The organism is Pseudomonas sp. Q2-TVG4-2, from assembly GCF_013620795.1.
In the GTDB taxonomy this organism is placed as follows: domain Bacteria; phylum Pseudomonadota; class Gammaproteobacteria; order Pseudomonadales; family Pseudomonadaceae; genus Stutzerimonas.
Map to the genome: position 1 here is coordinate 453,055 of NZ_LGLW01000006.1, position 25,015 is coordinate 478,069.

A 25,015-nucleotide genomic window follows, 5' to 3' on the forward strand; every position below is an offset into this window, starting at 1 on the left:
AGTCTCCATGATCGCCCTACCCATCGACCAAGCCCTGCCGGCCCTGCGCCGGGCCCTACGCGAACGTGACGAAGCCGTGCTGGAAGCGCCGCCGGGCGCCGGCAAGACCACCCGCGTGCCGCTGGCCTTGCTGAACGAGCCTTGGCTAGCCGGGCAATCGATCGTCATGCTCGAGCCGCGGCGACTGGCGGCACGCGCCGCAGCCGAGCGCCTGGCCAGTGAGTTGGGCGAGAAAGTTGGTGAAACAGTCGGTTACCGTATCCGCCTGGACAGCAAGGTCGGGCCGAAGACCCGTATCGAGGTGGTTACCGAGGGCATTCTGGCGCGTCGCCTGCAGGACGATCCGGGCCTGGAAGGCGTTGGCCTGGTCATCTTCGACGAATTCCACGAGCGCAGCCTCGACGCCGACCTGGCGCTGGCCCTGACGCTCAATGCCCGCGACCTGCTCAGAGACGAGCCGCTGAAATTGCTGCTGATGTCCGCGACGCTTGAGGGCGCGCGGCTATCGAGCCTGCTCGGCGAGGCGCCGGTAGTGCGCAGCGAAGGGCGCATGTATCCGGTCGTCCAGCGCTGGGGACGGCCGTTTCAGGCCGGTGAGCGCATCGAGTCGCGAGTGGTACAGACCGTCATGCAGGCGCTGGATGAAGAGTCCGGTAGCGTGCTGGTCTTTCTGCCCGGGCAGGCCGAAATCCGCCGCGTGAACGAAGCGCTGAGTGAACAGTTGTCGGGGCGTAGCGACGTCTTGCTCTGCCCGCTGCACGGCGAGCTTGAGTTGACCGCCCAGCGAACGGCCATCGAACCGGCGCCTGCCGGCAAGCGTAAGGTCGTGCTCGCTACCAATATCGCCGAGACCAGCCTGACCATTGAAGGCGTGCGGGTCGTAGTCGATGCCGGTTTGGCCCGCGTGCCGCGCTTCGATCCCGGCAGCGGCATGACGCGGCTGGATACCCGACGTATCTCCCGTGCCTCGGCGACGCAGCGGGCAGGCCGTGCCGGGCGCCTCGAACCTGGCGCGTGCTACCGGCTGTGGTCGGAAGACCAACACGTCCAGTTGGCGACATACGGCGAAGCGGAAATTCTTCAGGCGGACCTGGCTGGGGTGGCGCTACAGCTGGCGCGCTGGGGTGTCGAGCCGGACGAGCTGGTCTGGCTGGATCCGCCACCTGCGGCAGCCTACGCCCAGGCGCAGGATCTCCTCGAACGCCTCGGGGCGCTCAGCCGTAACGCTCGCGACAGCTGGCAACTGACCGCTCATGGCCTTGCCATGGCTGAGCTCCCCGCGCATCCGCGCATCGCCCATATGTTGCTGCGCGGACACTCGCTGGGGATCGGCGCGCAGGCAGCTGATCTCGGGGCCTTGCTGGTCGAGCGCGACATTCAACGTGGCGCCGGCGCTGATATTTCCACGCGCCTCGCGCTGCTCGAAGGCGGCGCCGGGCATCATTCCGGCGTGCAGCGCGTACGGCAGCTGGCCCGGCAGTTTCGCAGCCTGCTGCGCAGTCCGGCCGGAGCCGCCCCGGCCGATAGGGGCGATCACCGTTGGATTGGCGCGCTGCTGGCCTTCGCTTACCCCGACCGGGTCGCTCGGCAGCGTCGCGAGGGTGGTGGCGAGTACCGTTTGGCCAATGGTCGCGCGGCACTGTTCGCAGAGCCTGACGCGCTGATGAAAGAACGCTGGTTGGTGATCGCCGAGCTGGGCAGCCGTCAGGGCCAGCGCGAGGAGCGTATCTATCGCGCGGCGGCGTTGGACCCAAGCCTGTTCGACGAGGCGCTGGCCGAGCAGATCAGCCAACGCGACGAGCTCGAATGGGACGAGCGTGAAGGTGTGCTGAGGGCTGAGCGCCAGCGGCGGGTCGGCGAGCTGGTGCTCAGCCGTGAGCCTCTACCGGGGCTGGATGACGACGCGCGCGGCCGCGCCTTGCTCGGGTTGGTCCGGCGCAAGGGGCTTGAGCTGTTGCCATGGACGTCAGATCTGCGCCAATGGCAGGCGCGTATCGCCCTGCTCCGGCAGATTGATTTAGGCATCAGTGGTGCCAGCGACTGGCCGGACGTCAGCGATGCCGCGTTGCTGGCTCGCCTGGAAGACTGGTTGCTGCCGTTTCTGGGCAAGGTGTCGCGGCTGGCGCACTTCGCCCAGCTGGATCTCAAGGGCATGCTCTCGACCTTGCTGCCCTGGCCGTTGCCGCAGCGGCTCGACGAACTGGCGCCGATCGCCATTGCCGTGCCTTCCGGTTCGCGGATACGCCTCGATTACAGCGACTCACCGCCGGTACTGGCGGTGCGCTTGCAGGAACTGTTCGGCCTGGCCGATACACCGCGGATCGCCGGTGGTCGGCAGGTAGTCAAGTTGCATCTGCTGTCACCCGCGCGCCGTCCGGTGCAGGTGACCCAGGACCTGGCCAGCTTTTGGGCGAACACCTACATCGAGGTGAAGAAGGACCTCAAGGGGCGCTATCCCAAGCATTACTGGCCGGATGATCCGTTAGTCGCCGAACCTACCGCGCGGGCCAAGCCGCGCGGGACCTGAAAGCAGCCCCAGGCCTCAAGCAGAACCGAAGCGTAAGCTGGCGCAGCTCAGCCTCGCCCATACGGCTTCGCTTGCCAGCTGTCTTTATTCGTCCGGCAGGCTCAGGTTTTCCCCGGAAGCCACCATCTCGGCATAGGCCTGATCCAGCGCATCGACCACGGTTCGGCTGTCGTCGGCATGACGCGAGACGATGAAACGAATGGCTACCCTGTGCAGCTCCACGTGGGGCAATGCCGGCATGCCGAGACGCTGAAGCGCCTGGTTAACCGGGATTTGGTAGTCGAGCAAATAGTCGGCGCGGCGATGTTTGAGCATCTCCAGTGCCGAAGTGTGGGTGCTGGTACGGTGCAGGCGAATCCCTAGTTGCGGGTCATGCAGCATCCGGTTCACCTGCGGCCAGTAGTTATAGCCGCCGATGATGATGATGCCACGCTTGCGCAGGCTGTCCGGCACCTCTGGCCGTGGGGTGTCGGGGCGGTGATAGAGGTTGAGGCTGATCTGCGCGAGGGTTTGACGACCCTCGATCGTATCGGCCTGCAGCTCCGGTTTGCCTGGCGCGCCCGGCCAGAGGTCGACGGTGCCGCTCTTCAAAGCGCCATACAGGCGTGCGCTCGGTAATCCACGAAACTGCGCCTGATAACCGGCATGCTCGAGTACGCGACGGGTGAGTTCCACCACTGGCCCCTGCGGTCGGCCTTGCGCATCGCTGTAGATGGCTGGGGGAAAGTCGTAATAGCCAACGGTCAGGGTTCGTGGCGGCTCGGCCTCGGGCGCGGCAAAGCAAGGCCCTGCCAGAGCCGCTGCAAAAAGGATCCAGAGTAAAGGCTTCAAGGTAATTCACTGCCCCTTGTGGTTTGCGCGTCGGCAAGCATGGTCGCCCGGCGTTTCGCTGTCCATAACCGTAGCGCCCGGTCGAGTAGCAGCAGCACGATGTTCCGGCGCTCGCGAAGTGGGCATGCGATCGCACGGGTCGGTGACAGGCTGACTATGCTGAAGATAGACGGCTGGCAGGCCGTGAGTGCTTGATCAAGTTCGGATGGGGTGTTCCATGTATCGCAAGGTTTTCGCCAGCAAAGTGTTCGATCGCAAGGTGGTGCTGATTACCGGCGGCTGTGCGGGGATTGGCCGCGCGCTGGCCGAGCGGATGGCCCAGGCCGGAGCGCGGGTGGTAATTTTTGATCTCGATCAGAACGCTATCGATGGCCTGGTGCAGCATCTGGTCGATCACCACAATGCCGATGCACTGGGTTTGCGCTGCGATGTCTCGGAGGCGGCGGCAGTGCAGCAAGCTGTTGCTCTGGTGTTGGAGCGCTTCGGCGGTATCGACGTGTTGATCAATAACGCCGGCATTACCCATCGCAGCCGCGTTGCCGAAACCAGCCTGGCGGTGTTCGAGCGGATCATGGCGGTCAACTTCTATGGTGCGCTGCACTGCACTCAGGCCGCGCTGCCGAGTTTGATCGCTCGGGAAGGGCAGATCATCGTGCTCAGCTCGCTGTCGCAATACGCGCCAGTGCCTGACCGTGGCGCCTACAACGCCAGCAAGCATGCGCTGCACGGGCTGTTCGAGACCCTGCGCAGCGAGCTGGCCGATACCGGGGTCAATGTGATGCTGGTCTGTCCCGGTTATACCGCGACCGATCTGCGCAAGAATGTGCTGATCGGCGACGGCTCCACCGCGGCACAGCCGGTGTTGACGGTGGGGCGGGTGTCATCACCGCAGGATGTCGCCGAGTCCATCTACCAGGGCGCGCTGAAGCGACGCCGGCTGCTGGTGCTGTCCAATCTCGACTGGCGTGCACGGCTGGTGGCGCGCTGTTTTCCACGGCTGTTCGAGCATCTGCTATTGCCGCGGCTGGCCGGCGCTCGGGTTTCGCCGGGCGCCGGTTAGGCCGCTGGGGTGTCGACGTAACGTTGCTACATCAAACCCATATCCCAGAAGGCGGCCTCGATCTTGTGACCGTCGAGGTCGCGCACGAAACAGCCGTAATAGGGCTCGCCATATTCTTCGCGAGGCCCCGGTGCGCCCTCATCCGTTGCGCCAGCGGCCAACGCGGCGCGGTGGAAGGCATCGACCGAAGCCTTGTCCGCGGCGAAGAAGCCGATATGCGTGCCGTTGCCGATGGTGGCTGTCTGGGCGTTGATCGGTATTTGCAGCCAGAACTCGGGGTATTCGCGGCCCCAGGCGATTGCCCCCGGGTGGGCCATGATGCGCTTGCAGCCCAGAGTGGCGAGGGTCTGGTCGTAAAAGGTGGCGGCGTCATCGAAGCGGTTGCTGCCGAGGGATACGTGGGACAGGATGCTGGGGTTCTGGCCAGCCATGGTGGAGCCCTCCGAAAAGGAATGGGTTACCAAGCCTAGCCCGTCGGATCGTTGCCCGCCGCCTGACCCTCAGCTTTCTTCGTTGCGGCCGATGACCGGCTCGCTGCAAATCATGAAGCAGCGAAATAGCACCACGGTCGCCAGCAGTTGCACCAGTCCAACGGCGCTGTCGACGAGCACCGCCAGCAGCCCAGGGGGCGTCTCGCCGGCCCAGAATTGCGCGGCGAGCCAGGCTTCCAGCACCCATAGCGGCAACAGAACCGCGAGGATGCAGCCGAACACCAGCAGAAAATGGCCACGGGTCTGCAGGAAGCTTTCCTTCAGAGCAGCCAACGGGGTCAGGCCGCGCAGCACCAACAGGTATTCGGCAAATGCGATCTTGACCATCACCCAGAGCCCCGGCAGCACGAACAGCGAGGCGCCGAGCATGATCAGCACGGTGCCTAGCCCGGCCAGCACAGCCATTGATGGCCATAGCGGCAAGGCGCGCATCAGCACCTCGCGCAGCGGCGGCGCATGGCCGCGGCTACGGGCGTCGAGAAACAGGATTAGCGCGCCGATATAGAGCGGATAGAAAATCAAGCCGACCAGCAGCTCCTGGGCGGGCACTGCGTCCCGGCCGAACAGATGGTCGACGGCCAAACGGGCGCAGCTCTCGAGCGCGATCAGTGGCAGGCAGAGACGCGCGATGGACGCCAGGTTGCGGGAGTAGAAGAACCAGGCGTCACGGAGGATGGACAGAACATTCATCGCGGCAGAGCAACTCTCGGAAGAACAGGCGCGCACTTTAGCCCAAGCAACCGGCCGGCGACATGTGCGGTATTGCCGTCCATACTGGTCAGCCCTTTCACCGCTCGGGTCGCTGCGTGAAGAAGATCGCCCTGTTTGCTGATGTGCAGAACCTCTACTACACGGTGCGCCAGGCTCACGGCTGCCATTTCAACTATGCCGCGCTGTGGGCCGAGGTCAGCGCGCGCGGCGAGATCGTCGAGGCCTATGCCTATGCCATCGATCGGGGTGACGCCAAGCAGCAGCAATTCCAGCAGATCCTGCGCAACCTCGGCTTCACCGTGAAGCTCAAGCCCTATATCCAGCGCAGCGACGGGTCGGCCAAGGGCGACTGGGATGTGGGAATCACCATCGACGTACTGGACGCCGCGGGGCGTGTCGATGAAGTGGTGCTGGCCTCAGGCGACGGTGATTTCGATTTGTTGCTTGAGCGCGTGCGCGCTGGTGGCGCCGAGGCGACGGCTTATGGCGCGCCGGGCCTGACGGCAAACTCTTTGATTCGCGCCGCGACCCGCTATGTGCCGATCGAGGGCAAGCTGCTGTTGCGCTAGGAAGTGGAGCGCCATGAGCTGAAGCTCGAAGCGAACGCCGAACGTGCCCGCACACTGGTGGGCTTCAAGGTGTAGGTCGGGCCGCGCCTTGCCGACCCGACGAGCAAGGTCGCGGTGGATGTAGAAAGCGGCATCCACCCTGCGCTTGGCTTCCAGCTTCCAGCTGCCTTTCCGAGTAAACTGCCCACCTCGTTTTCGTACTCCCGGTTTTCGCCATGACCTTCGCCTCCCTGGGCCTGATCGATCCGCTGCTGCGCACCCTCGAATCCCTCGACTACACCAAGCCCACGCCTGTCCAGACCAAGGCGATTCCTGCCGTGCTCAAGGGGCGCGATCTGATGGCCGCGGCGCAGACCGGCACCGGCAAGACCGCCGGTTTCGCCCTGCCATTGTTGCAACGGTTACTCCACGAAGGGCCGCAGGTGGCGAGCAACTCGATTCGCGCCTTGGTGCTGGTGCCGACCCGCGAGTTGGCCGAACAGGTCCACGAGAGCTTCAGCACCTACGGGCAGAATCTGCCGTTGCGCACCTATGCGGTCTATGGCGGGGTCAGCCTCAACCCGCAGATGATGGCGCTGCGCAAGGGCATCGACGTGCTGGTGGCGACACCGGGGCGCTTGCTCGACCTGTATCGGCAGAACGCGGTGAAGTTCGGCCAGGTGCAGGCGCTGGTGCTGGACGAGGCCGACCGCATGTTGGATCTTGGTTTCTCGCAGGAGCTCGACGAGCTGTTCAGCGCGCTGCCGAAGAAGCGCCAGACACTGCTGTTCTCGGCGACCTTCTCCGATGCCATCCGGCAGATGGCTGGCGAGCTGTTGCGCGATCCGCTGTCGATCGAAGTCAGCCCGCGCAATGCTGCCGCCAAGACCGTCAAGCAGTGGCTCGTGCCTGTGGACAAGAAGCGCAAGGCCGAGCTGTTCCTGCATCTGCTGGCGGACCGGCGCTGGGGCCAGGTGCTGGTATTCGTCAAGACCCGCAAGGGCGTCGATCAGTTGGTGGATGAGCTGCAGGCCGAGGGCATCGCCAGCGATGCGATTCACGGCGACAAGCCGCAGGCCTCGCGACTGCGCGCGCTCGAGCGCTTCAAGGCCGGCGAAGTGCAGGTACTCGTGGCCACCGACGTGGCTGCACGCGGACTGGACATCCATGACCTGCCGCAGGTGGTCAATTTCGACCTGCCCATCGTCGCCGAGGATTATGTGCATCGTATCGGCCGCACCGGCCGTGCCGGCGCGACGGGTGAAGCAGTGTCGCTGGTGGCTGCCGACGAAGTCGATCAGCTCGCGGCCATCGAGACGTTGATTCAGCAGGTGCTGCCGCGCCACGACGAGCCAGGTTTCGTCCCTGATCATCGAGTGCCGACTACTCAGCCCGGTGGACAAATCATCAAGAAGCCGAAGAAACCAAAAAAGCCCAAGACCGCCGCTGGCAAAGGCCGTGTTCATCTGGGCAATTGGTTCGATGAGAGCGAAAAACCCAACGCCAAGCCGATTCGCAAGGTTCCGAGCCTGGGCGGGGCGAAGCCGGCGAAGAAGCGCTGACGGAAGGTGATTTTCCTGCGGCGTGCCGCTGGACCAACAGCGATGTTTGCCGTTGCATGCATCAGATAAATCACCGCGACCTTCCCGCCTGGGCTGTTGTGATGGCGAGCTTTCGTGAGTAATCGTCGTTGCGGTGGCTTCCTTTACCGGCGGGTTTCGGTAGGCTCCGCTGAACAATCGGAAATGGCGGTAAGAGAGGTGTCTTTTGGCAAATGCCGATGCAGAGCTTAACGAGCTCAGCCGTCATGACGTATGGGCTGGGTTCAAGCAGCTGACGCCCATTTCACTGTTCGTTGTCGTGTTTGGTCTGGCCTTTGGGCTGGCTGCGACGCAGGCGGGGCTGGATAACTATTCCGCCATCATCATGAGCACCCTGGTTTTTGCCGGTGCCTCACAGTTTGCCTCACTGGAGCTTTGGGGCGCGCATGTTCCCGTCGTTCCGCTGGTGGTGACCGTGTTTGCCGTCAATGCTCGGCATCTGTTGATGGGCGCGACCCTATACCCCTGGCTACGCCATCTGCCGCCGGCGAAACGCTATGCCGTCATGTTCGTCGTCTCGGATGCCAACTGGGCAATGTCCATGCAGGCGTTCAGCCTCGGCAAGCCTGGTCTGGGAATTCTGTTTGGCGGCGGCCTTGCGCTCTGGACGTTCTGGGTGCTGGGCACCTGGCTTGGTCTCTATTTCGGCAGTGCTATCCATGACCCGGTCAGTTGGGGGCTGGACATGGTCATGGGGTGTTTCCTTCTGGCGATGGTCGTCGGCGGGAAGAAAAACCTGCGCATGACTGTTATCTGGATAGTCGCAGGGTGTGCATCGATGTTGGCGTACTGGTACCTGCCCGCCAATAGCCATGTGGTTGCTGGCGCGCTGGCAGGTGGGATATTAGGCGCGCTGTGGATGGAGAAGAAAAAGTGACTATCGAGACGGCCGGATCCGGCGTGCTGATCATCATTCTGATCATGGCCGTAGTGACCCTGGTGACTCGCTGGGGCGGCGTGTTTGCAATGTCATTCGTGCCCATCAGCCCCAGGACGGAGCAGTTCATCAGCGCCATGTCCGGTTCGGTGCTGGTGGCGCTGCTGACACCCATGGCGGTCAACGGAGACAACGGTGCCCGGCTGGCTTTCTTGGTCACGGCGGTAACGATGCTGCTGGTCAAGAAACCGTTGCCGGCGATCGCCGCCGGGGTGATTGCCGTGGCGTTGTTCCGGCAGCTCTGAGCCCGGCTCGATAGACACGGCCTTATGGCGGAAGTCTGTGTCCTGCGCTGGCGGGCGGTCAGTTCCGTAGCCAGCGAAGCATGCCGACAGCCGCCACCCGTCCGCTGGCGAAGCAGCCAGTGAGCAGGTATCCCCCGGTCGGTGCTTCCCAGTCGAGCATTTCACCGGCACAGAACACGCCGGGCGACTGGCGCAGCATCAGGCCGTCGTCCAGCGCCTCGAATGTCACGCCGCCAGCGCTGCTGATCGCCTCCTCCAGCGGCCGCGGGCGCAGCAGGGTGATGGGCAGCGCCTTGATTGCCGCGGCGAGCGCTTCAGGGGTCTGAAACGTCTCGGCGCTGCTCAGCTCGCGGAGCAGACCGGCCTTTACGCCGTCGAGGCCCAGCTGGCGCTTGAGGTGCTTGGCCATGGATTGCGAGCCACGGGGTCTGCTCAGCGCTCGGATGACGTTTTCCAGCGAGTGATCGGGCAGCAGGTCCAGTTCCACGGTGGCCTTGCTGCTCTGCTCGATAGCCTGGCGGATCTCGGCGGACAGCGCGTAGACCAGGCTGCCTTCGATACCGCTGGCGGTGATCACGAACTCGCCTTTGCGCGGCGTATTGCCTGGCAACGTGAGGCTCACTGTCTTCAATGGCGCGCCGGCGAATTTGTCCTGCAGGAACTGGCTCCAGCCCGCCACCTCGAATCCGCAATTGGCCGGGCGCAGCGCCGCGACGCCGATCCCGCGATCCTGCAACAGGCGTACCCAGGCGCCATCGGAACCCAGTCGCGCCCAGCTGCCACCACCCAGGGCCAGAAGGACGGCATCGGCATGGACGTTGACCTCAGCGTCCGGCCCTTGCAGCCGGAGACTGCCATCGGCGTTCCAGCCCAGCCAGCGATGGCGCGTATGAATCTGTACCCCGGCGTCGCGCAGGCGGCGAAGCCAGGCGCGCAGCAGCGGAGCGGCCTTCATGTCCGACGGGAATACACGACCGGAGCTGCCGACGAAGGTGTCGATTCCCAACCCGTGAATCCATTGGCGCAGCGCCTCGGGGTCGAAAGCCTCAAGCAGGCGCCGTAGCTCGGATGCACGCTCGCGATAACGAGCCACGAAGGGCTCGAAGGCCTCGGAATGGGTAATGTTCATTCCGCCGACGCCGGCCAGCAGGAATTTACGGCCGACCGACGGCATGGCGTCATACAGGTCGACTGCGACGCCGGCCTGGCTCAGCACTTCTGCGGCCATCAGCCCGGCGGGGCCGCCGCCGATGATGGCGACGCGAGATTCAGCAAGAGACATGGTTGCAGCCGGCGATTGCGGGGCACGCATTGTAGCGGCTGGGCCCGACGCGGGTCATTTCTGCGGAACCGGCATCGGTCGCGGTTGTTCCAGCAGTCCAGTTCCGTGCCGCCGTGTCTGCCTCAACCCAATCCGTGGCGCCGCCATGCCTCGGCCGCACTGAAATGCAACTGCGCATGACGGCGAGCGAGCAGTGCGCGGTCTTTGTCGTAGCCGCCACCGATTACACCGACCACCGGAATGTCCCGGCCCAGGCAATGTTCGATCACTGCGCGGTCACGCATCGCCAGTCCTTCGTCGCTCAGGTTGAGCAGGCCCAGTGTATCGTCGCGATGGACGTCTACGCCGGCGTCGTAGATCACGAGGTCCGGCTGGTACAACGGCAGCAGATAATTGAGGGTGTCATCGACCACCTTGAGGTATTCGGCATCTCCGAGGCCCGGGGACAAGCCTATGTCCCAATCGCTGCGGGCCTTGCGGGCTGGAAAATTATTATCGCAATGCAGGGAGACCGTAACGGCGTCGGCCGTATGCTCGAGGATCCGCGCAGTGCCGTCGCCCTGATGTACATCGCAATCAAAGATCAGCACGCGACCGACGCGACCGCTCTCCAGCAGCGAGAGGGCGATCACCGCCAGATCGTTGAAAATGCAGAAGCCTGAGGCGTGGTCGTGATGGGCATGGTGGGTGCCGCCGGCCAGATGGCAGGCTAGCCCATGCTGCAGCGCCAGCTCGGCGGCCAGCAGCGAGCCACCGACCGCGCGCACGGTGCGCTGCGCCAACGGTGGGCTCCAGGGCAGGCCCAGGCGGCGCAATTCCTCGCGGCTCATGTCGCCGCTGCAATAGCGATCGACATAAGCGCGGTCATGCGCAAGTGCGAGCAGCTCGGTCGGGCAAAGCGCTGGACGCAATAGCGCCTCGTTTGTGGTCAAACCGCTGGCGACCAGGTGATCGCGCAGCAGCCGGAATTTCTCCATCGGGAAGCGATGCCCCGGTGGCAGCGGCGGGCTGTAGTCGTCATGGTATATCAGCGGTAGCAACATCGATCGGCGCCCGAGTGGTCAGCCGAAAGTATGCCGACTCGGCAGTGAACCTCTCAAGGACATGGCATGAAAGACGCGATAGCGCGTATCGAACTGGACACCCCACGTCTACGGCTGCGTACCTGGCAGGACGAAGACCTCGACCCCCTGGCCGAGATGTGCGCGGACCCGCGGGTGATGCGCTATTTCCCGGCGTTGCTGTCGCGCGATGACTGCGCCGCAGCGATGGCGCGTTATCGGATTCACTTCGCACGCGACGGCTTTGGTTTCTGGGCGTTGGAGCGTAAGGATGATGGACGCTTCATCGGCATCGCCGGGCTGGCCTGGAGCCGCCTGCACCAGCCGTTCTGCCCCACCGTCGAAATCGGCTGGCGACTCGCCCGCGACCAGTGGCGCCAGGGCTTGGCCCGCGAGGCGGCAGAAGCCGGCCTGGCCTGCGCTTTCGAGCGCTTGCAGCTGCCGGAAGTGGTGGCCTACACCGCCGCGATCAACGAACCGTCCAGGGCGCTGATGGGTGCGCTGGGCATGCGGCATGAAGCGCGAGATGACTTCGACCATCCGGACGTGCCCGATGGCCATCCGCTGGGTGCTCACGTGCTGTACCGAATAACGCGGGATAACTGGGTCGATACCCGACGATAAGCACAATTACTGGAGTGAGTCCGGTGGAATACGTAACATTGCGCGCCTGCCCCGTGCCGTATACCTAAAGGAACAACACCATGACCGACACCCTAGACACGCTGGTCAACCTGCTATCGCTGGAACGAATCGAGGAAAACCTGTTTCGCGGTGCCAGCCAGGACTTAGGGTTTCCGCAGCTGTTCGGCGGCCAGGTGGTCGGTCAGGCGTTGTCCGCGGCCAGCCAGACCGTGGTCGCTGAGCGTCATGTGCACTCCATGCATGGCTATTTCCTGCGCCCTGGCGATTCCCATCAGCCGGTGGTCTATGACGTCGATCGGGTGCGTGATGGCGGTAGCTTCAGCACTCGTCGCGTCAGTGCGATTCAGAAAGGCCAGACCATTTTCACCTGCAGTGCCTCGTTTCAGGCGGATGAGACCGGCTTCGAGCATCAGTTGCCGATGCCCGAGGTGGTTGGGCCGGAAAACCTTCTCAGCGAGTGGGAGCTGATGCACAAGCTGACGCCACTGGTCCCCGAACGAGTGGCGGAGAAGCTGCGTCGGCCCAAGCCCATCGAGATTCGTCCGGTGACGCTGCAGGACCCGGTCAATCCCCAGCCCATCGAACCGATCCGGCATATCTGGTTCCGCGCGGATGGCTCGCTGCCGGACAACCCTGCGCTGCATAAGTACCTGGTCGCCTACGCGTCGGATTTCAGCTTCATCGGCACCGCGCTGCAGCCCCACGGCGTCAGCTCCTGGAGCAAATTCATTCAGCTGGCAAGCCTCGACCATGCCATCTGGTTCCACCGCGAAGTGCGTGCGGACGAATGGCTGTTGTACTCCATGGACAGCCCGTGGGCGGGCAATGCTCGCGGTTTCGCCCGCGGCAGCATTTTCAATCGCGCCGGAGAGCTGGTCGCGTCGGTGGCACAGGAGGGACTGATTCGCGTGCGCGAGGATTGGAAATGAGCCTGTCCGATTCGCGGCATTGGGTGTTCGATATGGACGGCACCCTGACGCTCGCTGTGCACGATTTTCCGGCCATCAAGCGGGCGCTGGAAATTCCCGAGGATGACGACATCCTGCACCATCTCGCCGCGCTACCGGCCGACGAGGCGGCGGGCAAGCGTGCCTGGCTGCTGGAGCACGAGCGCGAACTGGCTTACGTCGCCAGCCCGGCGCCGGGCGCGCGTGAGCTACTGCACGCATTGCGTGATCGCGGTTGTCGGCTGGGCGTGCTGACGCGCAACGCGCACGAACTGGCGCTGGTGACCCTGCAGGCAGTCGGCATGGGCGACTGTTTCGCCAGCGAAGACATCCTCGGCCGCGACGAGGCGCCGCCCAAGCCTGATCCCGGGGGGCTGTTGCATCTGGCGGACAGGTGGGGCGTTGCGCCGCACGAACTGGTGATGGTGGGTGACTACCGCTTCGACCTGGAATGCGCCAGGGCGGCGGGCGCGCGAGGTGTACTGGTCAATCTGCCAGAGAACCTCTGGCCGGAGTTGACCGAGTTGCATGCCCGCGATTGCGCGGAATTGTTGCGGGCGTTGGGCTGAGCAAGCCGACAGATAACCCATTCACCTGACTGTTGCTCTTGTAGGAGCGAGAGGCGCCGATCCCTTGCTGGAGATCTGGCCTCGGCAACTCGATCGCCAGCAAGTTGGCTCCTACAAAATATGCGGGCTTGCGGCCGTCACTGATGTTTTGCAGGAGCCGGGGGAACGCCTCGTCCTTGCTGGCGAAGCGTTGTGCTACGGATCGACGCTGCGTGCGAGGCCCGAATCGCGAGCAAGCTCGCGGCTACATAAGCGATAAGCGCAACCCATCCTTCGCCTTGTCAATAGAGCGCCTGGTACAGCTTGCGGCGATAGGTAGTGACCAGCGGATGGTCGTTGCCCAGCAAATCGAACACCTGCAACAAGGTCTTGTGCGGCAGGCCGTCGGCGTAACTGCGGTTGCGCATGAACAGCTTGAGCAGAGCGTCCAGGGCCGCTTCGTGCTGCTGGCGTGCCAGTTGTTGAATCGCCAGTTGGTAGGCCGCTTCATCGTCCTCGGCATTCTGTGCCAGACGGCTCTTGAGATCGGCGACTTCGGGCAGGCCATCGGCCTGACGCAGGAAAGTCAGTTGCGCGCGGGCGCCGGCCAAGGCCTGTTTGTGCTCGTCACCCTTGACCGCGCCGAGCACCGTTTCGGCCTCGCCCAGTTCACCGCGTTCGGCCAGGCAGCGTGCATAAAGGATCAGCGCGGCGGCGTTTTCGTTGTCTTCGGCCAGCAGCAGCTTGAGCTGATTCTCCGCTTCGCCGATGCGACCCTCGGCGAACAATTCCTGTGCACCTTCCAGCAGATCGGCCTCGGGGGCCGCAGGCGCCTGTACGTGCGGTTCCAGCATGGCGCGAACAGCCGACTCCGGCTGCGCACCGGCGAAGCCATCGACCGGCTGGCCATCCTTGAACAGCACCACGGTGGGCAGGCTGCGCACGCCGAAGCGGGCCACGACATCCTGCTCGATATCGCAGTTGACCTTGGCCAGCAGCAGCTCGCCCTGGTACTCCTCGGTGATCTTCGCCAGCAGCGGCATCAGCGCCTTGCACGGCGCGCACCACTCGGCCCAGAAATCCACCAGCACCGGCTTGTGAAAGGAGTTTTCCAGCACCAGCTGCTCGAAGTTGGCGCTGCTGACATCGAAGATGTAGGAAGTCTGGCTCATCGGAAGTCTCGGAATGGGCACATGCGAAGTGAGGCGTGCATGTTAAGTGGGGACGCGCCGGAGCGGAAGCAAGTGGCACGAATCGATTTCAACCGTTGGGGGCCGTCAGCCGCCACCGCTCCTGCTCACGGTAGCGCACGCCGTTGGGGGTGTTTTCGGACACGAAGAGCCCGAAGTGCTCGACCCGCCAGTCGAAGCTGGGCGGCTTGGCGTTCGATTGAACCTGCGCGTCGCGCGACAGCGTCACGTGTGGCAGGAACGGTCGCGAGTCGAGCGCGAAGCCATGGGCGGACAGGCCTGCATGCAGCTGCTCGACCAGTTGGCTCAGCGGCGGCGGGACCTGGCTCGGAATCAGGCAGGCGAAGCCATGGCCGATCGTCTGCAACTGATCCAGCCGCAGCATGAAGGCGTCGGCGCGCAGGTGACCGCCGAGGCGCTTCAGGCCGTCCATTTGCGCCGCCGGCTGGCTGCCGAGAAAGGCCAGGGTGAGATGCAGGTTGGCCTGCGCCACAGGGCGACCGCCAAGGTTCTGTTGGTCACGCCAGCTACCGATGGCTTCTGCCAGTTCCGGCGGGCAGGGCAGGGCGAAGAACAGACGCAGGGGATTGTCGGTGGTCATGGCTTGCTCCTTCGGCATCGGTGTTGCCGCGACCTGCAGTAGACCCTAGCCGGCTGCCCGTGATTCAGCCGCTGCCTGTCGAGTGGCGTGGTAGAGGCTGACCCGGCGAAATTCAGCCGGCTCGGCGAGGTCCGGCCAGGTACAGGCGTCGAAAAGTGCCAAGCGGCTGTAGAGCGGATGCTGGAAATCTCGCACCCGCGAGTCGGCAACCAGCGCCTGGCGACCCCGGCTCAGAAACTGATCCAGCAGCGGCAAGTTCGCCCGGTCATAAAGCACATCGGCGACGATGATCAGGTCGTAGCGATCGGCCTCGTCGAAGAAATCCGTCGAATAGCGCAGCTGTACGCCGTTGAGCGCCGCGTTGGCACGGCAGGCCGCCAGCGCCAGCGGGTCGAGGTCACAGGCCACGACTTCCAGCGCGCCGGCTTTGGCCGCGGCGATGGCCGCAACGCCTGAGCCCGCACCGAAATCCAGCACCCGTTTGCCGCGTACCCACTCAGGGTGCGCGGCCAGCCAGCGGGCCAGCACCAGGCCGCTGGCCCAACAGAAACACCAGTAGGGCGGCTCTTCCAGGATCCGCCGAGTTTCCTCGGGGCTGAACGCACGGCCCATGTTCGCCGCATCGATCAGCCACAGCCGGATGTCGGTATCGGGCAGGGTTTCAGCGATCAGGCACGCATCGCCGAGCAGGTCGGTCAGTGCGACCTGCAATGCTTCGGGCGGTATCAAGGTGCCGGCACCAGGCGTAGCGGGCCCAGTGACTGACTGGCAGGACTGCTGACCTGCACGGCTGGCAGGCGCATGATCAGTTGCCCCGAGCGGGTCACGCGGCCGCGCAGTTCGACCTGCTGGCCCTGGGGAAACTTCTCGGCGTTGAACTTGAGGATGAACGGCAGTTCGTTGCCACGGCCTTGCAGACGGACGTTGCTCAGCAGCCGGTCGGGCTGGTCGCGCCGATTGACTTCCAGCAGTGCCAGCTCGACTTCACTGCCGGCTGGGGCACCGATCAGGCTGCCGTGCAACTCATGCAGCACGCTGGTCGCCTGAGGCGGTTCCTCGAACGTGACAGGCGCGGATGGGCGCTGGGACTGTTGGCTTGAACAGCCAACCAGCACCAGCAACAAGAGGGGCAGAACAAGGGGGCGTAACGGCACGGACGACTCCGGAATCTGGCGGTAATGCGCGCCTGTATAGCAACAATCCGCTCGATTTGTCTTGCCGACCGGATGCGCTAACATGGCTCTCCCGACGTCTGACAGCTCTAACCCATGCATTGTCCCTTTTGTGGTGCACATGACACCAAAGTCATCGATTCGCGCCTTGTAGCCGAGGGCGATCAGGTGCGCCGTCGCCGCGAGTGCCTCGCCTGCGGCGAACGTTTCACCACCTTCGAAACCGCCGAGCTGGTCATGCCGCGCTTGATCAAGCAGGACGGCAGCCGGCAGCCGTTCGACGAAGAAAAGCTGCGTGCCGGCATGCAACGCGCGCTGGAGAAACGCCCGGTCAGTGTCGAGCGTCTGGAAGAGGCGATCGCGCATATCAAACATCGTCTGCGCGCCACCGGCGAGCGGGAAATCAAGTCGCGGGTGCTGGGCGAACTGGTGATGGTCGAGCTGCAGAAGCTCGATGAAGTCGCCTACATTCGTTTTGCCTCGGTCTATCGCCGCTTCCAGGACCTCAACGAGTTCCGTGAGGAAATCGATCGCCTTTCCCGCGAGCCCGTGAAAAACGAATGACCGCCTCCGACCACGCCTGGATGGCCCGCGCGCTGCAGTTGGCGCGCAAGGGACTGTATTCGACGCATCCCAACCCCCGGGTTGGCTGTGTGATCGTCGCCGATGGCGAGCTGATCGGTGAGGGCTGGCACGTACGGGCTGGTGAGCCGCACGCGGAGGTTCATGCGCTGCGTCAGGCCGGTGAGCGCGCCCGCGGCGCAACGGCCTACGTCACGCTCGAGCCGTGCAGCCATCATGGACGTACGCCGCCCTGCGCCGAAGCATTGGTCAGCGCCGGCGTCGGACGCGTGGTGGCCGCCATGCAAGACCCCAATCCACAAGTGGCCGGCCGTGGGCTGGCTCGCCTGCAGAGCGTAGGCATCAAGGTCGCCAGCGGTGTGCTGGAAAACGAAGCGCGGGCATTGAATGCTGGTTTCATCAAACGCATGGAAACCGGCCTGCCGCTGTTACGCGCGAAACTGGCGATGAGCCTCGACGGCCGCACCGCTATGGCCAGTGGAGAAAGTCAGTGGATCACCGGCCCGGCCGCTCGCACCGAGGTGCAGCGTCTGCGCGCGCAATCCAGTGTGGTGTTGACCGGCGCCGATACGGTTCTGATGGATCAGGCGCGCCTGACGGTGCGCGCCGCCGAGCTGGGGCTGGATGGCGAACTCACCGCATTGGCCATGCAGCGCCCGCCGCTGCGGGTGCTGATCGATGGCCGGTTGCGGGTGCCATTGAAGGCCGCCTTTTTCCAGGCCGGCACCGCGTTGGTAGCGACATCCACAGCCGGCCGCGCCGAGCCGTACTGCGTTGCCGGTCATGAGGTATTGGAGCTGGACAGCGGCGACGGCCGTGTCGACCTGCGCGGCCTGCTGCGTGAGCTTGCCAGTCGCGGCGCTAACGAAGTGCTGCTCGAAGCCGGCCCGCGTCTAGCCGGTGCCTTCGCCGCCCTGGGACTGATCGACGAGTACCAGATCTTCGTCGCCGCCAAATTCCTCGGTTCCTCGGCCCGCCCGCTGCTTGATCTGTCGTTGACGCACATGAGCGATGCCCCTGGGTTGAAGATCGAGAGCATCCGCGCGGTCGGCGACGACTGGCGCATCATTGCCCACCCGGCCAAGTGATGCCCGCAGGCACGGCCCGCTAGGGGCGTGCCCACTCAATTCGCCGGTTTGAAGCCATTGTGATCCAGCTTGGCGCGGCGCTTGTTGGTACCCAGCACCAGCCGCGCGAGCAGGCTGTCATGGTGAGGGTTGCCGAAGTGGAACAGCGTGGTGGCGCGAAGCATGGCGGGATCGCACTCGTCATTGGCGTGCAGGCTGCGGTAGCCCGAGAACAGGTAGAGATTGCCTGGGACCAACTTCAGGCGGATCGGCGTGAGCCAGCCACGCCGCACCGCAAAGGCGACCAGTTTTTGGCTGAGGGTGTTATGCAGCAGTGCTTTCTCGATCACGTTGCGAAGGGCATTGAAGCGGACCGGGCGGATATTCGGAAAGATGATCAGGTCCCCGCAGTGCTCGCCTTCGGTGGGAATGAACAAGGGGAGCAGGGCGGTGATCGCGGTAGCATCGAAATGGTAGAAATGCGATTGCCGGAGGCCTCTCCGGCCCTGCAGGCAGCGGATCACTGGAAAGATCTGCTCCGTCGCGGAAGGCTCCCTGCCGGTCTGGAGCCGATAGAGGTCCGCCAGTATCTCCTTGAACGGCGCAGAAAGCGCCAGGATCGCCATGACGCTGCCGCTCAATGCTTCAATGCCGTGGATCGCGAAATACTCACCGTCATGGCTCGCCGCCTGTTGCTCGATGAAAACGCGGCCTTGTTCGAGCAGTTCAGGTGAAAGGTAGTTTTCCAGCACCGTGAAGCCATTGGAGTCGATCTCGGCCGCCCATTGCGCAGCCGTCCGCTCCGTAGTAGCAACCCCTGACATATCCATCTCTCTCGGCACATGAATAAATGGTCCGGAGCGTGTTCCTGATCGCGGCCTGATCTGCACGGGGGATCGTCAAAATACGAGCTGATCCTGGCTCGGCGTATCGGTGCGATGAATGCCGGAGCGACGTTCCATCCTGATCGTCTTGTTCTGCCATCGCCTCTGAACGCATGGTCCTTCTGTTCAGGCGCTGCGATGGGTATGGACAAACAAGCGCAACGCTAGTTTCGCGTTGCGCTTGTAAAGTTGCAGGGCAGGCCGGGTGACGACGAAGCGCCTGGTCGCCATTTTTGTGTGGGAGGCGCACCCGCGGCGAGCGTGTCGCTCGGTGTCCAAAGCGCTTCGCCCCGGAGCGGGGTCCCCACGAAGCAGCTCGTGCGCTGTGTCGCTTTTTTGTCGCGACGCGGCCAAAGGTCGTTTGCCGGCTGCAGAACTGGCCCATCTGTGGTAAAAACTGCGCCGGGCCATAATCGGCTCACGTTCTCAGGGCGGGGCGAAATTCCCCACCGGCGGTAATGGCGCAGTTGTTAGGGCTGAAAGCGTAGCGAGCGCAGGGCAGGGCAGGCGTGACTCGACGAAGCGGAATTTACTGGGGTAAATGAGCATTCGAAGGGTTACAAACGCAGCGTGACCTGGGCGCAGTAAGCTTTCAGTTTGCGTCTAGCCCGCGAGCGCTTGCTCAGGCAAGGTCAGCAGACCCGGTGTGATTCCGGGGCCGACGGTATAGTCCGGATGAGAGAGAGCGGGATGCCTCGACGGGCGCCGTTCGTGCGCGCGTCTACTCCCTATCGATCTGCAGCGCCCTGTTTTATCCAAAACAGGAGTTCGTCATATGCACCGTTTCCACAGCCTTCCATGGGAGGCCGCATGTTCACCGGAATAATCGAATCCATCGGAACCATTGGCGCGATGACGCCCAAGGGTGGCGACGTTCGGGTGCTGGTCGAGACCGGCAAGCTTGACCTGGCCGATGTGAAGCTCGGCGACAGCATCGCGGTCAACGGCGTCTGCCTGACTGCGGTCGAATTGCCTGGCAACGGCTTCTGGGCCGATGTCAGCCGCGAAACACTGGCGCGCACGGCCTTCGTTGACCTCAAGACCGGTAGCCGGGTGAATCTGGAGAAGGCGCTGATGCCAACCAGCCGCCTCGGTGGCCACCTGGTTAGCGGTCACGTCGATGGCGTCGGCGAAGTGGTGGCGCGCGAGGAAAATGCCCGCGCCGTGCAGTTCCGCATCCGCGCGCCGCGCGAGCTGGCCAAGTACATCGCGCTCAAGGGTTCGATCAACGTTGACGGTACCAGTCTCACCGTCAATGCGGTGAACGGCGCCGAATTCGAACTCACCATCGTCCCGCATACTCTGGCCGAAACCATCATGGTCGACTACCGCCCCGGGCGGCAGGTGAATCTGGAGGTGGATCTGCTGGCCCGTTACTTGGAACGCCTGCTGATGGGCGACAAGGCGGCCGAGCCAAATGCCTCCGGTCTGACGGAAAGTTTCCTGGCCGAACACGGTTACCTCAACCCGGCTCGTTAAGAACAGAAGGAACGGCCAAATGGCTCTGAACACCGCTGAAGAACTGATCGAAGACATCCGCGCCGGCAAGATGGTCATCCTCATGGATGACGAAGACCGCGAGAACGAGGGCGACATCATCATCGCCTCCGAATGCGTGACCGCCGAACACATCAACTTCATGGCCCGTTTCGCACGCGGCCTGATTTGCATGCCAATGACGCGTGAGCGCTGCGAAACCCTGCAGCTGCCGCTGATGGCGCCGCGCAACGGCTCCGGTTTCGGCACCAAGTTCACCGTCTCCATTGAAGCCGCCGAAGGCGTCACCACCGGCATCTCCGCTGCTGATCGCGCCCGCACCGTGCAGGCGGCCGTGGCGAAAGACGCGGTGGCCGAGGATATCGTCAGCCCCGGTCATATTTTCCCGCTGATGGCCCAGCCTGGTGGAGTACTGGCGCGTGCCGGTCACACCGAGGCGGCTTGCGATCTGGCCCGTATGGCCGGGCTCGAACCATCCGGCGTGATCTGCGAAATCATGAACGACGACGGCACCATGGCGCGTCGTCCAGAGCTGGAGCTGTTCGCCGAGCAGCATGGCCTCAAGATCGGCACCATCGCCGACCTGATCCATTACCGAATGATCCACGAGCGTACCGTCGAGCGAGTATCCGAGCAGCCGCTGGAAACCGAGTTGGGACAATTCAAGCTGGTCACCTACCGCGACGGTGTGGAAGACACCGTGCACATGGCGCTGACCCGCGGTGAGATATCGCCGGAAAACCCGACGCTGGTGCGTGTGCACAATATGGAGCCGTTGCGCGATCTGCTGCTGGTGACCGTGCCGGGACGCTGGAGCCTGCGCGCCGCGATGAGTGAAGTGGCCAAGGCTGGCAGTGGCGTGGTGCTGCTGCTGGGCAATCCGCTGACCGGTCCGCAACTGCTGGCTCAGCTCAACCGCCAGCAGCTGCCGACGCCGGCGACCTACAGCACGGTTGGGGCAGGTTCGCAGATTCTTCGGGACCTTGGCGTGCGCAAGATGCGACTGATGAGTTCGCCGATGAAGTTCAACGCGATATCCGGCTTTGATCTGGAAGTTGTAGAATACCTGCCCGCCGAATAAGTGATGCCAGGGCGCCGCGACGAAACGCGGCGCCTTCGTTCTTTAAAGAGATGAGAAACCACCTATGACACTGAAGACCATCGAAGGTACCTTCATCGCCCCGCAGGGCAAGTTCGCCCTGGTCGTTGGCCGCTTCAACAGCTTCGTTGTCGAGAGCCTGGTGAGCGGCGCTGTCGATGCGCTGGTACGCCACGGCATACGTGAAGACGCCATCACCATCATCCGTGCACCGGGTGCCTTCGAAATTCCGCTGGTAGCGCAGAAAGTCGCTCAGCAGGGTGAATACGACGCCATTATCGCCCTCGGCGCGGTCATTCGCGGCGGCACCCCGCACTTCGAATACGTTGCAGGCGAATGCACCAAGGGCCTTTCGCAGGTCTCCATGGAGTTCGGCGTGCCGGTCGCTTTCGGCGTGCTGACCGTCGATTCCATCGAGCAGGCCATCGAGCGCTCCGGCACCAAGGCCGGTAACAAGGGCGCCGAAGCTGCACTCTCCGCTCTGGAAATGGTTAGCCTGCTGGCGCAGCTGGAGGCCAAGTGAGCCTGAATCGCGACGACAGCCAGGACGCTCCCCAGCCCAAGGCCAAGGGCAAGATCGCCACACGCCGTGTGGCGCGCAGCCTGGCCATGCAGGCGCTGTATCAGTGGCATATGGCTGGCCAGAGCCTCAACGAGATCGAGGCGCAGTTTCGGGTCGACAACGATTTCTCCGGCGTCGACGGCAACTACTTCCATGAACTGCTGACCGGTGTGGCGCGTGCCAAGACCGAAGTCGACGGCGCCATCGTGCCGCACCTTGATCGCCCGCTGGACGAGCTGGACCCTGTCGAGCTGGCTGTCCTGCGCCTGTCCACCTACGAGTTGATGCATCGCATCGACGTACCCTACCGGGTGGTGATCAACGAGGGCATCGAGCTGGCCAAGGTGTTCGGCGCTACCGACGGACACAAGTTCGTCAACGGTGTGCTGGACAAGCTGGCGCCCAGTCTTCGCAGTGCCGAGGTCAGCGCTCACAAGCGCTGAGCCTGCACGGCCTGATGGGTGAGTTCGAGCTGATCCGCCAGTACTTCGCCGCCGCCGCTTGCGCCAGGGCGGGCGGTGATGTGGCGTTGGGCATCGGAGATGACTGCGCCTTGCTGGCTTTGCCAGCGGGCGAGCATTTGGCGGTTTCCAGCGACACGCTAGTCGCCGGCGTGCACTTCCCCGATCCCTGCGATCCCTACCTGCTTGGCCAGCGTGCGCTGGCGGTTTCTGCCAGCGATCTGGCCGGCATGGGCGCGACGCCCATCGGTTTTACCCTCGCCCTGACCCTTCCTGCGGCCGATCCCGGTTGGCTATCCGAGTTCGCTCGTGGCCTCGACGCGATGGCGGCGGGCTGTGCCATGCGCCTGATTGGCGGCGATACCACGCGTGGCCCGCTGAGCATGACCCTGACGGTGTTCGGGCGGGTACCAGCCGGCCAGGCGCTACTGCGCAGCGGCGCGCAGCCGGGCGATCTGCTTTGTGTCGGTGGGGCTCTTGGCGATGCAGCTGGCGCGCTGCCGATCGTGCTGGGTGAGCGCGAGCAGGGCACCGCCGAAGCGGCGGCGCTGCTCAGGCGCTACTGGTTGCCGCAACCACAGCTGGCGCTGGGGCAGGCATTGCGCGGCAAGGCGAGCGCGGCACTGGATATTTCCGACGGTCTGCTGGCTGACTGCGGACATATCGCCGCCGCGTCCGGCGTTTTGTTGTGCATCGAACAGCAGAAGCTACCCTTGTCGGACGCCCTGGTACGGTTCGCTGGACATGATCAAGCACTGCAGCATGGCCTGACGGGCGGTGATGATTACGTGCTGGCATTTACCTTGCCCGCCGAACAGCTGCCGGCCCTGCAGGCCGATGGCTGGTCGCTTCATGTGATCGGGCATGTTGCAGCCGGAGCGGGCGTGCAGCTGCTGAATACCGATGGCCAGGCGATCACTCTCGCCAGTCAGGGTTACAACCATTTCAGTGGCTGAGCGACTCGGATAGCTCCGCCAGAACAGAGAGGACAGCCGTTTGACTGATTCGCTGCAGCCCACCGCCGAACCGATTCCACTCTCGGTGTGGAGCAACCCCTGGCACAACCTGGCGTTCGGCTTGGGCTCTGGAACGCTGCCGAAGGCGCCCGGCACCTGGGGTTCGCTGGCGGCCCTGGCGTTCGTGCCGCTGTGGCAGGCCTTGCCGGGCTGGGGCTACGGGCTGGTGATCATCGCCAGCATGCTGTTCGGCATCTGGCTGTGCGGTAAGGTCGCCCAGGATCTGGGGGTGCATGACCATGAAGGTATCGTCTGGGATGAGTTCGCCGGCATCTGGATCACCTTCTGGCTGGTTCCCGCAGGCTGGTACTGGTTGCTGCTCGGCTTCGTCGTATTTCGCCTGTTGGATATCCTCAAGCCTTGGCCGATCAGTTGGGTCGATCGGCAGATTCACGGCGGGCTGGGCATCATGCTCGACGACATTCTCGCCGGCTTGGCCGCTTGCGGCCTGATGCACCTTGCGGTGTTGTGGTTGGGCTAGAGCTGTTAGCTGGTAACCTCAAGTTCGCCGATTTGAGCCTATCTGTGAAGCTGCGGCGAGGTTTCGGGCAGGCTTAAGCTATGGATAAACGAATTACCGTAAAGGCCGCCCGGCTCAAGCTGTGCGTCTGGTCGCTGTAAGGGTGGTCAGGCTCATGGAAGAATGCCGACCTACCCGTCTCAAGGAAGCCCCGCTGATGCGCGCCATTGTCTTGATGCTCGCCGCCAATCTCTTGCTTTTTTCATACGGCAGCACGGCGGCGCCACGGGTGCAGGTAGTTGGCTTGTTTCCTGGTGCTGCCGTGTTGACTGTCGATGGCCAACGCAAGCTGGTTCGGGTTGGTCAGGTGGGGCCGGGCGGCGTGGAAGTGCTGAGCGCCGACTCGAAAGGTGCGGTGCTGCGCGTCGAGGGTATCGAGCGTCAGTACGGATTAAGCCGCGAACTCAGCGCCGGTTTCGCCGAGCCCGAACGCCGGCAATTGAGCATCGCTCAGGGGCAGGGCGGCCATTATTGGGTGGCCGGCTCGATCAATGGCCAGCCGGTGCAGTTTCTCGTCGATACCGGCGCCACCTCTGTGGCGGTCAGCGAGATCCAGGCGCGACGCCTGGGCATCGACTATCGGGTCGATGGCCGGCAGATGGTGGTCAATACAGCCAGCGGCACCGCGAAGGCCTGGCGAGTGCAGCTCAACAGCGTCAAAGTCGGCACGATTGATGTGCTGGGTGTCGAGGCAGTAGTCGTGGAGGGCGCGGCTCCGTCTGAGGCACTGCTCGGCATGAGCTTTCTCGGTCGGGTCAGCTGGCGCGAGGATCAAGGTGTGTTGAAGCTCGAGTCGAAGATCTAAGAAAGGCGCAGCTTGTAGCTGAAAGGCTGAAGTTCCACGTGCCATAAATCACACAGCGGCGGTTATGCTTGTCAGGCACTGGGCGCCCCCATACTGATTCGCTTCCAGCTTCCAGCTTCCAGCTT

The 25,015-nt window shown here is 63.8% G+C and carries 28 protein-coding genes and 1 riboswitch; of the genes, 18 read left to right on the forward strand and 10 right to left on the reverse strand.

What is annotated here, in order from left to right; all coding sequences use genetic code 11:
- Positions 1-7: 7 nt before the first annotated feature.
- Positions 8-2,527, forward strand: coding sequence for an ATP-dependent helicase HrpB (gene hrpB, locus H3028_RS15390; RefSeq protein ID WP_181298092.1), 2,520 nt, complete (start codon positions 8-10; stop codon positions 2,525-2,527).
- 84 nt (positions 2,528-2,611) lie between these two features.
- On the opposite strand, the gene H3028_RS15395 is transcribed toward hrpB, so the two are convergent.
- Positions 2,612-3,358, reverse strand: coding sequence for a transporter substrate-binding domain-containing protein (locus H3028_RS15395; RefSeq protein ID WP_168424279.1), 747 nt, complete (start codon positions 3,356-3,358; stop codon positions 2,612-2,614).
- Positions 3,359-3,575: 217 nt separating this feature from the next.
- On the opposite strand from H3028_RS15395, the gene H3028_RS15400 reads away from it, so the two are divergent.
- Positions 3,576-4,418, forward strand: coding sequence for an SDR family oxidoreductase (locus H3028_RS15400; protein ID WP_181298094.1), 843 nt, complete (start codon positions 3,576-3,578; stop codon positions 4,416-4,418).
- 26 nt (positions 4,419-4,444) lie between these two features.
- On the opposite strand, the gene H3028_RS15405 is transcribed toward H3028_RS15400, so the two are convergent.
- Both H3028_RS15405 and H3028_RS15410 read right to left on the reverse strand, forming a co-directional pair.
- Complete coding sequence (locus tag H3028_RS15405; protein WP_181298096.1) at positions 4,445-4,849, reverse strand: VOC family protein; 405 nt, start codon at positions 4,847-4,849, stop codon at positions 4,445-4,447.
- A 69-nt stretch (positions 4,850-4,918) separates the two neighbouring features.
- A complete protein-coding gene (locus tag H3028_RS15410) occupies positions 4,919-5,599 on the reverse strand; it encodes a YciC family protein (RefSeq protein WP_181298098.1) in 681 nt (226 codons plus the stop codon).
- A 62-nt stretch (positions 5,600-5,661) separates the two neighbouring features.
- Here H3028_RS15410 and H3028_RS15415 point away from each other — a divergent pair, with 62 nt between their 5' ends.
- The 4 genes from H3028_RS15415 to H3028_RS15430 all read left to right on the forward strand — a co-directional run bounded on the left by H3028_RS15415 (position 5,662) and on the right by H3028_RS15430 (position 8,951).
- The gene (locus H3028_RS15415) at positions 5,662-6,189 is read left to right on the forward strand and encodes an NYN domain-containing protein (protein WP_181298100.1); all 528 of its coding nucleotides are present in this window, start codon (positions 5,662-5,664) and stop codon (positions 6,187-6,189) included.
- Positions 6,190-6,404: 215 nt separating this feature from the next.
- Positions 6,405-7,730: a DEAD/DEAH box helicase gene (locus H3028_RS15420; protein ID WP_181298102.1), complete on the forward strand. Its 1,326-nt coding sequence runs from the start codon at positions 6,405-6,407 to the stop codon at positions 7,728-7,730.
- Between the two features lie 205 nt (positions 7,731-7,935).
- Positions 7,936-8,646, forward strand: a complete 711-nt coding sequence (locus H3028_RS15425; RefSeq protein WP_181298104.1) for an AzlC family ABC transporter permease — start codon at positions 7,936-7,938, stop codon at positions 8,644-8,646.
- Positions 8,643-8,951: an AzlD domain-containing protein gene (locus H3028_RS15430; protein ID WP_168424272.1), complete on the forward strand. Its 309-nt coding sequence runs from the start codon at positions 8,643-8,645 to the stop codon at positions 8,949-8,951. The genes H3028_RS15425 and H3028_RS15430 overlap by 4 nt, the downstream gene beginning before the upstream one ends.
- Positions 8,952-9,009: 58 nt before the next feature.
- On the opposite strand, the gene H3028_RS15435 is transcribed toward H3028_RS15430, so the two are convergent.
- Together H3028_RS15435 and H3028_RS15440 are read right to left on the reverse strand one after the other, a co-directional pair.
- Positions 9,010-10,263 (reverse strand): TIGR03862 family flavoprotein, encoded by a 1,254-nt coding sequence (locus H3028_RS15435; protein WP_181298106.1) that lies wholly within the window; start codon positions 10,261-10,263, stop codon positions 9,010-9,012.
- Positions 10,264-10,355: 92 nt separating this feature from the next.
- The gene (locus H3028_RS15440) at positions 10,356-11,276 is read right to left on the reverse strand and encodes a histone deacetylase (protein ID WP_181298108.1); all 921 of its coding nucleotides are present in this window, start codon (positions 11,274-11,276) and stop codon (positions 10,356-10,358) included.
- A 66-nt stretch (positions 11,277-11,342) separates the two neighbouring features.
- Between H3028_RS15440 and H3028_RS15445 the strand changes: the two genes are divergently transcribed.
- The 3 genes from H3028_RS15445 to H3028_RS15455 all read left to right on the forward strand — a co-directional run bounded on the left by H3028_RS15445 (position 11,343) and on the right by H3028_RS15455 (position 13,455).
- On the forward strand, positions 11,343-11,918 hold the full coding sequence (locus tag H3028_RS15445; protein ID WP_181298110.1) for a GNAT family N-acetyltransferase: 576 nt from the start codon (positions 11,343-11,345) through the stop codon (positions 11,916-11,918).
- Between the two features lie 80 nt (positions 11,919-11,998).
- Positions 11,999-12,868: an acyl-CoA thioesterase II gene (gene tesB, locus H3028_RS15450; RefSeq protein WP_181298112.1), complete on the forward strand. Its 870-nt coding sequence runs from the start codon at positions 11,999-12,001 to the stop codon at positions 12,866-12,868.
- Positions 12,865-13,455, forward strand: a complete 591-nt coding sequence (locus H3028_RS15455; protein WP_181298113.1) for an HAD family hydrolase — start codon at positions 12,865-12,867, stop codon at positions 13,453-13,455. Before tesB ends, H3028_RS15455 begins: the two co-directional genes overlap by 4 nt.
- A gap of 281 nt (positions 13,456-13,736) precedes the next feature.
- On the opposite strand, the gene trxA is transcribed toward H3028_RS15455, so the two are convergent.
- The 4 genes from trxA to H3028_RS15475 form a co-directional block, all read right to left on the reverse strand.
- Positions 13,737-14,606, reverse strand: coding sequence for a thioredoxin (gene trxA / locus H3028_RS15460; protein WP_181298116.1), 870 nt, complete (start codon positions 14,604-14,606; stop codon positions 13,737-13,739).
- Between the two features lie 88 nt (positions 14,607-14,694).
- The gene (thpR, locus tag H3028_RS15465) at positions 14,695-15,225 is read right to left on the reverse strand and encodes an RNA 2',3'-cyclic phosphodiesterase (protein ID WP_181298117.1); all 531 of its coding nucleotides are present in this window, start codon (positions 15,223-15,225) and stop codon (positions 14,695-14,697) included.
- Positions 15,226-15,270: 45 nt separating this feature from the next.
- The gene (locus H3028_RS15470; protein WP_181298119.1) at positions 15,271-15,954 is read right to left on the reverse strand and encodes a methyltransferase; all 684 of its coding nucleotides are present in this window, start codon (positions 15,952-15,954) and stop codon (positions 15,271-15,273) included.
- Positions 15,951-16,379: a YbaY family lipoprotein gene (locus H3028_RS15475; protein ID WP_181298120.1), complete on the reverse strand. Its 429-nt coding sequence runs from the start codon at positions 16,377-16,379 to the stop codon at positions 15,951-15,953. The genes H3028_RS15470 and H3028_RS15475 overlap by 4 nt, the downstream gene beginning before the upstream one ends.
- 114 nt (positions 16,380-16,493) lie before the next feature.
- On the opposite strand from H3028_RS15475, the gene nrdR reads away from it, so the two are divergent.
- Together nrdR and ribD are read left to right on the forward strand one after the other, a co-directional pair.
- Positions 16,494-16,961, forward strand: coding sequence for a transcriptional regulator NrdR (nrdR, locus tag H3028_RS15480; RefSeq protein ID WP_168424263.1), 468 nt, complete (start codon positions 16,494-16,496; stop codon positions 16,959-16,961).
- Positions 16,958-18,067, forward strand: coding sequence for a bifunctional diaminohydroxyphosphoribosylaminopyrimidine deaminase/5-amino-6-(5-phosphoribosylamino)uracil reductase RibD (gene ribD / locus H3028_RS15485; protein WP_181298122.1), 1,110 nt, complete (start codon positions 16,958-16,960; stop codon positions 18,065-18,067). The genes nrdR and ribD overlap by 4 nt, the downstream gene beginning before the upstream one ends.
- A 35-nt stretch (positions 18,068-18,102) precedes the next feature.
- Here ribD and H3028_RS15490 read toward each other — a convergent pair whose 3' ends face one another.
- Positions 18,103-18,870 carry a hypothetical protein gene (locus H3028_RS15490; RefSeq protein WP_181298124.1) on the reverse strand — a complete coding sequence of 256 codons (768 nt, stop codon included), beginning with the start codon at positions 18,868-18,870 and terminating at the stop codon, positions 18,103-18,105.
- Between the two features lie 478 nt (positions 18,871-19,348).
- Positions 19,349-19,621: riboswitch (FMN riboswitch) on the forward strand.
- 119 nt (positions 19,622-19,740) lie between these two features.
- Between H3028_RS15490 and H3028_RS15495 the strand changes: the two genes are divergently transcribed.
- The 7 genes from H3028_RS15495 to H3028_RS15525 all read left to right on the forward strand — a co-directional run bounded on the left by H3028_RS15495 (position 19,741) and on the right by H3028_RS15525 (position 24,890).
- On the forward strand, positions 19,741-20,409 hold the full coding sequence (locus H3028_RS15495; protein ID WP_181298125.1) for a riboflavin synthase: 669 nt from the start codon (positions 19,741-19,743) through the stop codon (positions 20,407-20,409).
- Between the two features lie 19 nt (positions 20,410-20,428).
- Positions 20,429-21,508: a bifunctional 3,4-dihydroxy-2-butanone-4-phosphate synthase/GTP cyclohydrolase II gene (gene ribBA, locus H3028_RS15500; protein ID WP_168424259.1), complete on the forward strand. Its 1,080-nt coding sequence runs from the start codon at positions 20,429-20,431 to the stop codon at positions 21,506-21,508.
- 64 nt (positions 21,509-21,572) lie between these two features.
- Positions 21,573-22,049, forward strand: coding sequence for a 6,7-dimethyl-8-ribityllumazine synthase (gene ribE, locus H3028_RS15505; RefSeq protein WP_021206703.1), 477 nt, complete (start codon positions 21,573-21,575; stop codon positions 22,047-22,049).
- Positions 22,046-22,531, forward strand: a complete 486-nt coding sequence (gene nusB, locus H3028_RS15510) for a transcription antitermination factor NusB (protein WP_181298127.1) — start codon at positions 22,046-22,048, stop codon at positions 22,529-22,531. The genes ribE and nusB overlap by 4 nt, the downstream gene beginning before the upstream one ends.
- Positions 22,532-22,542: 11 nt before the next feature.
- Positions 22,543-23,505 (forward strand): thiamine-phosphate kinase, encoded by a 963-nt coding sequence (gene thiL / locus H3028_RS15515; RefSeq protein WP_181298165.1) that lies wholly within the window; start codon positions 22,543-22,545, stop codon positions 23,503-23,505.
- A gap of 40 nt (positions 23,506-23,545) precedes the next feature.
- Entirely contained in the window at positions 23,546-24,046 is a 501-nt protein-coding gene (locus H3028_RS15520; protein WP_168424257.1) for a phosphatidylglycerophosphatase A, read from the forward strand.
- A gap of 196 nt (positions 24,047-24,242) precedes the next feature.
- A complete protein-coding gene (locus tag H3028_RS15525) occupies positions 24,243-24,890 on the forward strand; it encodes a TIGR02281 family clan AA aspartic protease (RefSeq protein WP_181298128.1) in 648 nt (215 codons plus the stop codon).
- Positions 24,891-25,015 lie beyond the last annotated feature (125 nt).